Origin of the sequence: Shewanella sp. ECSMB14101, assembly GCF_000773485.1 — a bacterium.
GTDB classification, from domain to species: domain Bacteria; phylum Pseudomonadota; class Gammaproteobacteria; order Enterobacterales; family Shewanellaceae; genus Shewanella; species Shewanella marisflavi.
On sequence record NZ_JSFF01000012.1, the window covers coordinates 1 to 13249 of the forward strand.

The 13249-nt window shown below is 47.0% G+C and carries 8 protein-coding genes; 2 read left to right on the forward strand and 6 right to left on the reverse strand.

From position 1 onward, the window contains the following. Positions 1-1415: 1415 nt before the first annotated feature. The 6 genes from NY07_RS10330 to NY07_RS10355 all read right to left on the reverse strand — a co-directional run bounded on the left by NY07_RS10330 (position 1416) and on the right by NY07_RS10355 (position 10029). Complete coding sequence (locus NY07_RS10330) at positions 1416-2885, reverse strand: phospholipase D family protein (protein ID WP_052125602.1); 1470 nt, start codon at positions 2883-2885, stop codon at positions 1416-1418. A 77-nt stretch (positions 2886-2962) separates the two neighbouring features. Continuing rightward, positions 2963-5053 carry a carboxylesterase family protein gene (locus NY07_RS10335; protein WP_033539283.1) on the reverse strand — a complete coding sequence of 697 codons (2091 nt, stop codon included), beginning with the start codon at positions 5051-5053 and terminating at the stop codon, positions 2963-2965. Positions 5054-5346: 293 nt separating this feature from the next. Then, complete coding sequence (locus NY07_RS10340; RefSeq protein WP_033539284.1) at positions 5347-7035, reverse strand: hypothetical protein; 1689 nt, start codon at positions 7033-7035, stop codon at positions 5347-5349. A 453-nt stretch (positions 7036-7488) separates the two neighbouring features. Continuing rightward, on the reverse strand, positions 7489-8928 hold the full coding sequence (locus NY07_RS10345; protein WP_033539285.1) for an FUSC family protein: 1440 nt from the start codon (positions 8926-8928) through the stop codon (positions 7489-7491). 12 nt (positions 8929-8940) lie between these two features. Continuing rightward, a complete protein-coding gene (locus NY07_RS10350; protein WP_033539286.1) occupies positions 8941-9804 on the reverse strand; it encodes an HlyD family secretion protein in 864 nt (287 codons plus the stop codon). A 12-nt stretch (positions 9805-9816) separates the two neighbouring features. Beyond that, positions 9817-10029 carry a DUF1656 domain-containing protein gene (locus NY07_RS10355; RefSeq protein ID WP_033539287.1) on the reverse strand — a complete coding sequence of 71 codons (213 nt, stop codon included), beginning with the start codon at positions 10027-10029 and terminating at the stop codon, positions 9817-9819. 238 nt (positions 10030-10267) lie between these two features. Between NY07_RS10355 and NY07_RS10360 the strand changes: the two genes are divergently transcribed. Together NY07_RS10360 and NY07_RS10365 are read left to right on the forward strand one after the other, a co-directional pair. After that, the gene (locus NY07_RS10360; protein ID WP_033539288.1) at positions 10268-11173 is read left to right on the forward strand and encodes a LysR family transcriptional regulator; all 906 of its coding nucleotides are present in this window, start codon (positions 10268-10270) and stop codon (positions 11171-11173) included. A gap of 318 nt (positions 11174-11491) precedes the next feature. Further along, a complete protein-coding gene (locus tag NY07_RS10365) occupies positions 11492-13180 on the forward strand; it encodes a hypothetical protein (RefSeq protein ID WP_081953815.1) in 1689 nt (562 codons plus the stop codon). Positions 13181-13249 lie beyond the last annotated feature (69 nt).

The following is a 13249-nucleotide window of genomic DNA, read 5'->3' on the forward strand; positions in this document are numbered from 1 at the left end:
TCCCCGGAAAGCCGCGATGAACCTTTTTTTTAGCCTAAGTTTGTGGGCATCAGCCTTATGGATTTAACATTATATCTCTGGCGTAATAGCCTTGGTGCGATTAGCGTGCGACCGATAGGCTTTCGCCAGTGAATGCTATTTTGTTGACCAAGTGCTTATATTGGGCACTTATGACACTGTGTTAACGAGTTTGACCCTAGTTCAGCTATGCTCTTCACTCGTTGCCTTGCCTCATCAGCGCTAACCTTTAGTGCTAAATCGTCGCTGAGCGATCACATCTTTATACTAATTGGTTTAACCCGTGAACTTGCTCTGTTCTCGCTTGCTCTGCTTGAGCAGTACCGTTTTTCTTTTCTTCAGCCTTCAATCGTCTGGTCGCAGCGTGTTTCCATCGTTCAGCATGTCAGGCATTTAGCTCTTTAGACCGTTTCTCGATTAATCCATATTCCAATGGCAGACTCGCTTTATTCCCCAGCCTAAAAAACCGGATGTCTCTTTGCCGAGAGGCAATACTCGCGGCCATCAAAGGCCATAGGCACCACCAAAAGGCTATACGCACTACTAACCATGCTATGGCGCCTCGTGGACAAGGTGACCAGGCTTTGCCAGGGGTAATGACTCGCAGGTTACAGGCCTAGCCTTTACCCGCTTTGCCGTGCCGGACACTTCTTGGGAAGGGGGGCTTTAATTAGCGGCATTACTCATTGGGCGCCTGACTTGGAGGTGGCAGGCCTTAAGGGTCACCGACTTGCCTGTTGGCGATCCCGAGTGAGTTGTTTGGCGTTAGCTTACTAGAATTTGCTGTGGGGAATGAGCTTGTTGGTATTAGCTGTTTGAATTAGCCATATGGAGTGGGTGACTTAGCCCGTTAGAGCCGTTACTGGCGGTCATAGTTGCACTGCTGTGGTTAGCTTACTTCTCATCTTGGGTGATGCTGATGGTCATATGCCCAGGCTTATTGAGAGTCATCAAGATGATCATCAGTATAGCCATCAAGATGATCATCAACACAGCCATTAACATAGCCATCAACATAGTCGTGGCCAAGCCTGAATTTTAGGTTTCAACCTTGATATAGCATCACAGGAGTGAGGGCCAAAAGAGCGCGTTAGGTGAGGCATGACAGAGTCAGAGAGACCTGTTTTAGCACGGTGCTATGCATTTTTAGACAATAGTGTGCAAATTGTAGGAGAGGGAAGCTGGCTCTCGAATCTCTTTTAGGGATCAGTGTAAGACGTTTGGAAATCAAGGGCATTCACAGCAGAGTGTGGACGACTGGCAGAAAAGCCAGATTATGGATAAGCGAGCGGTTTGAAGAGGCGAGCAGACGGTGTTTAAGGCGCTAAGGTTGGCATTTTCCGGGCAACGACCTGTATTAAGTCGTCACCCGGCGCTGCGATTAATGATGAATAGGCTTATAGCTCGAATTCGGTATCGAGCAGCCTGATAAACCAATCAGGCAGCTTGTGCCAGTCACCATAGTTTGGTGAGGCATCGTGAATCTCTTCACCCGAATGCCAACGTATAGTGCCGTCTTCGGCTTGAGATACGTGCCAATAGAGCTGTTCCTTTTTGCCCAGCAGATAGTCTGTCAACTTGGCTGCAAAGGCTGGGCTATCGATCACCACGCCAAACTCAATATTAAGAAAGTCTGAGCGTGGGTCGAAATTTGACGAACCTATATAAGAGAGTTTGTCGTCAAATATAAATGTCTTATTGTGATAGTAGGTTGCACCATGATAGAGATGATCATCATTGATGGCGCTATCCTTAAATTCATACAGCTCTACCCCCATCTCCAATAACTGGGGACGATATTGCTCAAAGTAGGCAGGGACGAAAGCTGAGTCGTTCGATGCCGACGAGTTGGTGATGAGAGTCACCGCCGCATTATGTTGAGTCAGACTCTCAATAATTTTGAACTTAGTTTGAGTCGGCAGCAAATAAGGTGTTGAGATAACGGCTTTACTTGCATTGTTTACCGGTTCTTCCATCAGGCGTTCAACCCGAGTTCTAAAATAAGGCTTATTGTCTTTTACTTTCTCTAGCGAGTCGAAGACAGGCGTGACCTTGGCATCAATAAAGCTCATGGCAGGTAGTGAGGTTAGCGAGCTAGCAATCGCCTCAACGACTTGAGTCTCTTCTGCTTGAGCATGTTCCAATGCCTGATTAAATTGGTGGTAGCTGCCAGCTTCTTTGGTCTTAATCAGCATTGTAACTGGGGTCACCAGCTCACTGTTCCACAGTTGTTTGTAGTTAGCCATAAATGGCTGAATAATATCGCCTTTAAAGACTACATCTAAGTCGAAAAAGTTAGCGTCCTGGCTGTAACCAAAATAGTCATCACCGATATTGCGCCCGCCCAAGATCATCAACTGACCATCGACATTGAAATATTTTTCATGCAGTCGATTATCCAGCTGGCCCCTGTCGCGTTGAAAGTCGATGCTACGACCTAACCAGCCCGCCTTACGAGAATTGAAGTGGTTAAAGATGCGGATCTCCATCTGTTCATGATGGCCCAGTTCAGCCAGCCAGGTTTCATTGAACACCAGTAGATCATCTAAGACGATGCGAACCTTTACTCCCCTATCAGCCGCCTGCTTCAACTCGTTGAGTAGCGACAGACCTGAGAGATCCTTGTTCCAGGAAAAATAGGTGATATCGATACTGTGCTGTGCATGGCGAATCGCCTCTATGCGTCGCGCAAGCGCTTCACTTGCCTTAGGGATCAGATACACCTGTGCCTGATGGGGCTGAGACTGCCAATCAGACTCGAATGTGGGCTCCACCTCAGGGAAGGAGCTGGCGCATCCCGTGAGTACCAGGGCGCATAATGACAGCAAAAGTGTGCTTGCTGTGCGGTATAAAGATTTGTTTATCATCGGCTTTCTAGTCCTAATTCGGCTTTTAAGGCTAACTGGCGATTTGCCAGTCAGCCTTAAGGAAGGGGAGTTAAGGCTTACTTGTCGAAATAGCTCATGATTAGACCGAGCTGCTCTAGACCGGTTAGGCGGCCTTTTCTAAGCTCTGGATCTACGCCAACATTTTGTTGGGCATCCCAGTCGGTGATCGTTGAGATCTCACCGTCCTTATTGATGCTGAGCACATTGTCAGTCGCAGTATCATATTGATAGTCGGCGAATAGCTCGTCACTAAACCAGATACGTGACATCTTGTTCATCAGTAGCGTGTCTTTAACACTTGGCTTCACCTGGCTACCGGCCAAGTTGTAAGGCTTATTAAAGATGAACGGCAGCTCTGCACCCGTACATATTTTGCCTAAGCAGCTAGTTGATCTGAACATATCACCTGGGTGAATGGCTTCCCCTTCGTTATATACCGTCCAGCTATTGAAGCTTGGCTTATAGTCAAATTGATACAAGCTAGTGGCCACCTGTCCCTTGTCGCTGCTCTGCTTTGCCTTAATGCGAGCCGGGCCACTGAAGAGTAAGTCGTTAGTCAGCTGACCAAACTGTGCCATGTTTGCCACTGCACCCGAGAGTTGACTCTCGTTGTTAGGGGCGTAATCGGTTAATGCAAACAACTGGTTAGCCAACTCACCATTGCCCAGGCCAAAGAAGAATTTCACTATGGCCTCGTAGGCGCTGCCTGGCAGGATATCGCCAAGTTCTACCTGCGTAGCAACCTGCTCTGGTGTTAGCTGCATCAAACGCTGCTCCAGTTGGTCAAGGTTGTCTTGAGAAGCGAGCCAGGTTTGAATGGCCTGCGCCGATGGCTCTGTGTCCTCAGGGGCATTATTCATCTCTTTGATCAACTCAATGATCGTTGGGATCAACGAGGTTAGGCTCGGCAAAAAGCTGGTTGTTGCGCCATCGTTACTGTTAAAGCCAACCACAGTAGGTACTGTATATTCGGTTTGTGCCGGCTGAGTGGTGAGGTGGTGGCCGCTGATTTCAGGCTTCAAGAACCCCTTAGCACGATACTCTACGTAGGGCGCAAATGGCTTCAAATGATGCTGAGGTGTCATTTCGCTGTCTAGCTTACCGGCGAAACATAGGCCGCTGCCAACCAGGTCGTCAGTATCAATACAGTCGATGCCAGACCAGGCGCCAACTGTGTGTAACAGTCCAGTGGCTTTGGCTTGAACCTGCATCAGCTGCTCCAGAGTCAGCTCTGCCAACTCGGTATCATTTTGATGCAGCGCTTCGCTATATTGTGCTAGCTTCTGGCTAAATGTTTGAGCTTGACCATAGGATTTGTAATCAAATCCATAGGCGTTACTTTGCATAATGGCGCGTTGAAAGTAGGTGCCTGCAATGTTTTCTTGGGTCTGGCTTTGCTGCAAAATGCCCACAGACATAGCGCCCGCTTCCTGACCGATAAGTGTGACGTTATCAGGATCGCCGCCAAATAGGTCGATGTTTTCGTTCACCCACTGCAGTGCTCGCTTCTGATCGCCTAAGCCAAAGTTACCGCCTTCTGGCATTTTGGTACCATCAAGCCAGTAGCTACCTAGAATACCGAGACGATAGTTGATGGTCACAGCAATAAAAGGTTTGCCATCGAGTGCACCTTGGGCAACGACATTGTCAGCCTGAACCAGAGGATCTGCACCTGAGCCGACTTCAAAATCTCCGCCGTGAATGAAGACATAGACAGGTAGAGCAGCAGATGCATCGGTATCTTCAGGACGCCAGATGTTGAGGTTTAAGCAATCCTCTGACTGAGCCTGGATGGTGTCGCGGTTTTGCGGACAGGCGTTGCCGAACTCAGTGGCATCCGTCACTGTGTCTAGGGCATTGAGTTGACTGTGTTCAAATCGAGTAGCATTGGCATAAGGGATGCCTTTAAAGGCTTCAAGCTCAACCCGTGCAGCTTCGCCTTCGATATCGTCGACGACAACAGATTCTTTCATGGCAGTAAGGCTGTGATCGCCAATCTGTACAGTGATCTGCTGAGGTGGCAGCGGCTCGACAGCTGGCACTTCAGGAACTGGCTGGTTGCCACCTGATTTATCATCATCGCCACCACAAGCGGCTAACGATAGCGAAATAAGTACGGCTAAGGCTGAGCGTGAAAACATTGTCATTTTTGACTCCAAATATCTGCATAGGATGAGCAGTGGCTCATTTGATGGGGCTATAGTAGTACGCTTTATGACCAGGCAATAATCGTGTATGAAGGATTGAACCCTCTCTAATCTGATTGTGATAAGTACTAGCAGGTGAGAGGTTTACGCGACCTTGTCACTTAGCAAATCGCTGGTTCTTGTGGATCACGAGCGAAGCAGAGGGTTAGCTTCGCGAAAGCGGCAAAGTGTGGATAACAAATAAAAAAACGACTCAACCGGATAGATTGAGTCGTTGATAGTTTGTTGACTGTTTAGAATCGGTAGCCCAGGTTTAGGGTGAAGGCGCTTCTGGTTTCGCCTTTGTTGTATAGGGCGGTAAAGTTTAAGTTTTTACCAATCTGCTTGTTAAAACCGATTAAGTAGGCCCACTTATCTATATCGACACCTACGTTGTAGTTAAACTCCTGGCCGCCAATATCGATGCCTAAGGTGCCTTCCATGTTAGGCTTGAGACCTTGATATTCGGCGCCGACGAAGACCTGCGCGCGGTAGTCAAGGAACTGATAACCCAGCATAGGTTGAACGGTTAAGATGCCATCGCCCCATTTGCCTGTACCTTCCATACGTGTCTTACTATAGCTCGCGGTGACCGAGGCAAAGAACTCTTTGTAACCTATCGACAAGGTAGTACCCACGCCGACCAAGTCATATTCAAGATGCAGCGGGACGTTCAACTCACCAGGTGAGCAGATATCTACCCCTTGACTCTCGACAGCGGCACAAGCCAGCTTGCCACCGACGACGCCCAGTTTGTCTTCGAACACATCCTTCATCTTGCCTGTATAGTGGGCATCCACCACGGCATCAACATTCACCTTGCCGATATAGCCGAACACGTTCCAGAAGGGCAGAATGTTGATGTCAGCTCGTAATGAGTAGCTTTCAGCATTTACTGTACCGATTGAGCTTTCTGGATCGAAGAACTCATCTAGGTTAACGCCCATGATGTCAAAACTGTTGAAGCCGACATCCATATCCTGGTTGCGGTAGGCCACCGAGACACCGAATGGCAGCGGTACATCTATGCCGCGTTGACGTACGAAGTCACCCAAGATTGGGAAGAGTCTGTCCAGATCTACCTTCTCTTCGCGGATGCGGGGATCCGAGACTATTGACAGGAGATCCTGGTCCATGACCATTACACCCAGCACATCATCATAAAAGGCGACAGGCTCGAGTTTTGCCTCGTAGTTAACTGGCTTCTTACCTTTTTGCCCCTTGGCCTTAATGTTTTTCTCTTTCACGATGATCTTGCCATTAGGCAGAGTATCGAAGGCAATTTCCTGTGCATACTCGGTCACACGATAGTCGTCATACTCGAAAGACCGACCGTTGTTAGTGATCTCCATAGTGCTAGCCTTGCCGTCGAGCACAGTCAGTTTGACCTGCATAAAACGGAAGTAGGCAATATCTTGCGGCAAGCCATACTTAGAGTAGTTGAAGTGAATTTCAACATGGTCTGGGCCGATCTCATTGACGACTAATGAAGACTTGTCATAGCTCTCCATGTAATCTTTTAAGCGGTATTCCAGCTTAGTGATCTCTTCAATCTTAGTGATCACATCTTCATCGGCATCGAGCTTGCTTTGGTCATACTTGATGCGCAGATCTATGTTGCCGCGGTTGTCTGTGCTTTGTACTAAAAACACATCTGACTCATGCTTCTCGCCATCAATTTCAATTGTGCGTTTAACGTGCTCAACTTGCTGGTCGCCATAGCTTAGTGAGCTTAGGCCCAGTTTCAGTAGCTCATCGGTAATGCCGTAGCGCTCTAGCACAGATTCTTCTGCACTTTTTACTGCAGCTGGTGCTCCTTGCAGTGCATCGTCACCTGCATAGGCTAAGTTGCCAAAAGATAAGGCTAGCGCCAAAGGAATCGCTTTAAGCATGGCTACTTTACCCGAAGTCATTTTGATAGTGCGAAATTGAAGCTTTTGCATGTAGGTTACCCTTTCCGTTTGCCTAGTCTTTGTTTACTGGCCGAATCCTGAATCTGGATTCACTGTTTATTGTTGAAGCGTTGCGAAACTGCCTGACACCTGATTTGAGGTAGTCATTCGGTTTCGCTTTCTTCATTCGATGAGGGTATTTTATGAGCAGGTGTGACAATTAAGTAATCGCCTATGAAGGATGAAACCCTTCAATTGCAGTAGGATGGTAAAATCGGTTATTCTCTATCTAGTTTATTGTTTTTAAATGACTTTTATGTGTGGTAGGGTTCGTTAAGTGTTAACGGGGAGCGATGTTTTACTCTGTGTAGGGCTTTAAACAGACCCATTGCGAGTTATTTTTTTTGTTAAAAGTGAAAAAATATTTTGGGTTGTCGCCCGAATAAGGCTGCAACCCAAAATAGTAAATAGATTCACAGTGGTCTAAGCCGAGTTGGCGGCGTCCTACAATGGCTCCGCCTTAAATAAGCGAATGTAAAACCGGGCCACAGTTAAAGAAAGCAACATGATGATCAGCATTAGCAGTGGTGTGATGATCTCGTATTTTGGGATGCCATGTAGCGCATTCATGGTCATGATCAGTAGCATGTTACCGCCCAGGATTCGAATGACAACATGGGATGGCTTATTGAAAACAGTGAAAATCAATAGCGTGTTCAAGCTATAGAAGGCCACAAGCTGCCACAATTCAGTGATGTTGGTTAACACTAAACAATACTCGACCAGAAACAGTGGCCCCCAGGCGAGACACGCCAACTTGGCCTGCCTTACTAGACTCACAGGCATATGTACACTGGCGTTAGCCAAGGCCGCGCCCAGAAGCGGAAAAATGGGACCACCCGGTATGGCAAAGTAGATCCATAGGGCGAAGCAGGTTAACGAGCTGGCGACCGCAGTGATGGCGTTGGTTAAACGCTGTCGCTGCAACCTACGCTTTGCTCCTACTCCTGCAACAGCTCTTTCTTCTGCGGCATCAATCTTGGCATCGACTTTAGCATCGAGCCTGCTATCGCGCTTCGTCCAGTGCTGAATCAACTCGGCGTCTTTTGACTGTTCATTGGTGATGGTCGCATTAAGTAGCCTGAGCTCATGACCAAGTTGGGTGAGGCCATTGTCGAGATTGTTGGGTTCCATCTCATGTTGTATCCCTTTAGCGAGCTTCAGTAGGTGCGCCTGTATGCCATCGCAAGCCAGGGCAACGCTCTGCCACTTGGCTTTTTCATAGCGCAACCGGTAGGTGCTGGCCAAAGGAAGTGCCAACAGTTCCATTAGCTTATCGATATGTTGCTGATTGGCAAAGAGATCAGATTTAGCATCTAGTATGTGCTTATCCGTCTTAGCTTCAACCAGAGCTTTTCTGGCTAAGGTAAACTGTTTAGTCACTGTCTTAAGGGTATCGAAAAACAGTGACTCTGTTGTGACAGGCCATATAAAGCGATAGACAGCAGAGTACACCACCACACCTAGCATGGTTTCTTGAATTCTTAAGATCGCGATATCAAATGAGGCGGTACCATTGGTGCCGCCAAGCATGGCGATAATAGCAAAGGCAGTAAATGCCATGGTGAAGGCATAACCGTTGCGCTTATGGCTGCTAAAGAAGACACACACACCTAAAAATAGGTGGAAACATGCGATGAACATCATGCGGTCCTGGCTAAACAGGCTGATCAGCACTAGCGCAAAGAAGATACCTGTGAGGGTACCCACGATGCGCAGCTTGCCCTGCAATATGCCGTGACCGAAGGATTCATTAGCTGAAATCGCAATCACTGTGATGGCAGCCCAATAGGGTTTGTCCCATTGAAAAAATAGCGCCAATGCTATGGTGAGTCCGACAGCGAGTGAGATCTTAATCGCTTCTTTTAATGATGAACTGAGCATGTGAGTCTCACTTTAGTGCTTCAGAATTTTAACCGATGCCGTCATGCCTATTCTTAGTTGCATATCTTCAGGCAGATGATCGAGTTTAATTTTTACTGGAATACGCTGAGCCAGACGTATCCATTGAAAGCTAGGGTTAACATTGGGGAGCAGGGCATTGCCTGTACTGCCGTCAGATTTGGCAATACCATAGCCAATACTCTGAACCTGACCCTTAAGCATTGCATGGTCGCGCATCATCAGGTTGACCTGTGCCTTATCCTGGACATCGACATCCATAAGATCAGTCTCTTTGAAGAAGCCTTCAATCCAAAAACTTGAGGCGTCGATCAAGGCAACCACAGGGTTGTTGGCAATCACTTGAGAGCCGACTCGGTAGTTGAGGTTGGTGATATAACCGTCCGTTGGGGCCGTTACCTTGGTGTACAGCAGGTTTAATCTGGCTTCCTCGACCTGTGCTTTGGCCATCAATAGGTTGGCCTCTGCCGTATCAATGGCATTTTGCAGGTTATTAAGGGTTAATTCTGATTGTGCACCTGGGGTCAGTTTTTCAAGGTTCACCGCGCGATGGGCCTCGTTTTTTGCCTTATCCACTAGTGTGGCCGCCTGTTTCTCATTGGCGATCGCCTTATTCAGGCTGGCCTGGTAAATACTTGGATCGATTTCAAACAAGAGATCACCGCGTTTAACTTGTGAGTTGTCTTCGATCTGCATATTGATGATCTGGCCAGTGACTCTTGGCGTGATTTGAATAATATGGGCACGCACCTGGCCATCTCTGGTCCAAGGGTTTTCAAGGTAAGTCTGATACTGGCTGTATAGGGTCGCAATGGCCGCTATAGCGATTATCGCCGTGATAAAATATTTTCTTAACATCTTGTTACCTAATTAGAAAATTGAAATAAACTGACTAATCACACCAACGAAGATGATGGTGATTGAGAGCTCTGCTATAGCTGGTACTGCAATATACCTGTGCCAGCCAAGTCGGGTTCCGATAGCGGTAACCATGGCCGCGAGAAGGTAAGCCAGTATTCCAACAAGCAATAAGGGGGGGAAATAGACATCACCTAATGCTATTTCATGGGGCATGATGTTCATCTGTATTTAACCTTATGTATGTGAAAATGGCGCATCTCGAGGTTTGATGGCACCGTATTTTTGATAGGGTAGCGATGTTAGTGGCTTGGCAAATAAAGTCACAATCACATATGACGGATCAAACCCATCAAAACAGATAAACAAACACTTACGAATATGCTAGTTTAGGGCTTCAACATATCCTTTCGAATGGCTGGCGAATTAGTGCGGCATGTAAGATTTTTCAGGGAGTGGAATAATGAACTTTAGCTTAGAACAACTGCTTGCTTTTGTTACTGTTTATGATCTTAAGTCTTTCAGTAAGGCAGCCGTCAAGCTAGATAAGCATCGCACGACGATTGGCCAGGTGATCACTAACTTAGAAGATCAGTTGGCTATCACCTTGTTTGAGCGTATTGGCCGCTCTGTTGAGCCTACTCAAGATGCCGATTTACTCTATCACTATGCTAAGCAAGCCATAGAACAAACCCGTACCTTCGATCGCGTCGCGTTAAGTCTGTCTTATGGCACGTTAGAGTCGGTGACCATTGCCTACCCGAGTTTTATTCCCCAGCATGTGCTCACTGTGATACGTCATGCACTAATAGAAGAATTTCCCTATATGAGGGTTAATCTATTGGTGCGTTCGAAAGCCGAAATTAAGAAGGGGATTCAAGACGGGTCTATTCATTTTGGCCTGGTCAACGTGTTCGAAAGTAAGGTGATAAGTAGTATCGATTCGGTGTTAATGCGCAGCATCGCCTTTGTGCCTTTTACCAGCGAAAATAGTGAGCTGGCGCGAATGCCGTCGAATGAAACTTACACCGCAATGAAATCGACCCGCCAATTTGTACTCAAATCTATGCTTGACGATGATATGGAAAGTCGGGTGATCCTCTCCTCTCAGTATGAAGTGGTGGACCAGCAGACACTTATTATCAGAATGGTACAAGAGGGATTGGGCTGGGCATTGCTGCCACGAACCATAGTCCAATCTGAATATTATTCAGACGATATTGTTGAGATTGAGCTCGATCAGCTTAAAGAAGCCGTCCATGTCCCCGTGTCACTCTGGTGTCAGCATTCAAAGCAGGTGATGATCGTTAAGAAAGTCATTTACAAGAGTATTATGGATTACCTTAAGGTGCTCGATTCACCAAGTTAACAATACATTGGTTGGCCTCTGCAACGTCAGAGGCCTATCCTCATACCTTACTTTTTCTAAAGTAATTCAAACTCTTACCTATTCTTCTAGCATGACTTAAGTCATGTGTCGGCTTTTATGAAGGGTTTCATCCTTCATAGACGATTATCTAAGTTTCATTGTCGCGCATAAAATTCATCTGAAATCGAGGTCTATACGCTTAGCTTTTGCACCACTTGAGTGGTTCGCAAAAGGGGAGAGCGATGGCCACGATAAATAGAATTTAACTAGACATGACTGAACACCTAGGCATGCCTATAACATTCAAGTGGTCAGGCGATGGAAACACTACAAAATATTTTCAATTTTTCTCCTTACTTCCCCATTTTGATCACTTTGGTCTTGGGGTTCTTGGTCGGAAAGATCTCGGTAGGGCGTTTTAGCTTAGGCAGCATAGTGGGCACCTTATTGGTGGGCATGCTGGTTGGTTTAAATGGTGTCGAAATCACGCCAAGCGTTAGGTGGGTATTCTTTGGCTTTTTCATGTATGTGGTGGGCTACCAAGGGGGCTATCACCTTATTAGCACACTGAAATTGCGCAAGAAGTCTATACTTCTAGCGAGTGTATTGATGAGTCTCGTTGCCGTGTCGACCCTTGCTATTGCTAGCTGGCTATTCGAGCTGGATCTCTATATGGCAATTGGCATGACGGCTGGCAGCTTTGTTCATCCTGAAATCATTAGTGCCGCCATTGACGCTATTGGTGATTTTTCTGGCGTGAGTGAAGCCGCTAAAAATCTGGCCCAAAGTGAAATTATCTTAGGCTATATGCTCACGGTTATTTTTGGTGTGCTAGGCCCGGTGATCATGATGTCTTGGTTTTTCCCCAAGGTTATGCCAAAGGTGATGGGGTTTCAGACGGAGAGCAGCGATCTGCTCGATGCCACCCCGTCGGCCATGCGTAAGCCTATCAACAGCGCGCATAGCATAGTCAGGCGTGTTTTTGAGGTGAACCAGGAGAGCACTGTGGTGGGTAAGACCCTGCAGCAGCTGACGGCACCATCTATCGATATTATTTTTGAGCTATCACGTGCCAGCAATAGTGACCAGGGGCTTAAGGATGGGGATCCAATCGCGATAGGCGATATCATCACCATTACCGGTCGCCACAATGCCCTGTTTTACTTCGACGATAATTTGTTAGGAACAGAGCTTCCCTGTGATAGCCAGACCAATGTTAGCGAAGAGAGCTATCTGATGCAGGTCAACACGCCTGAACTCGTGGGTCTGTCATTGCAGCAGGTAAAAACCGCTTTAAATCAGAGTACACACAGAGGTGTTTGTATCACCGAGTTACTTCGAGATGAGCAGGCACTGGAGATCACTCCCGATTTAGTGGTGAAACGCCATGACATATTGCAGATCACCGGCAGTTCTTGCGATGTGCAGTTGGTTAAAAATGACTTTAGTCAGCGCTCGCCAAACAGCGGTGTGAATCAGGCCTTATTTGGCGCTGGTTTGGTACTGGCTTATATGATCAGCATGTGGCACCTCAATATAGGCGGTATTTACCTCTATTTCAGTATGGGTCTGAGCAGCTTGGTTTCTGGCATTGCGGTGGGCTGGGCGTGTCACAAAATCAACCCGCTAGATATGCTGCCTGTAGATACCAGTAATGCTGTACGCAACGTGTCACTGCTGGTGTTTACCGCGATCACGGGTTTGTATTTTGGCCCGAAGATGCTTTATGCCATGAATGCCAGTGGAATTAAGGTCGCCTTAGTTGGTAGTGCTGTGGTGCTGATATCACAGTTGCTTTCATTTGCTATCGCTTATCGGATTTTCAGGATTAAGAGTCCGAGCGACTTAATCGGCTGCGTCAGTGGTAGTCAGCATTCAGGTCTCGGCATGCCTGCAATTTATAAGCAGGATGGATTTAAAAGCACCATTCATGCCTTGGCGGTTTCATATATTACATCAAGCTTCTTGATGTTGATTGTCGTCTCAATGGTTTTAAATTTGATGTGACCTGAGTGTCACATCAAATCGTTAGACTCATTAGCTAATTTTATTTTTAAAACAGATTTACAGGTGATT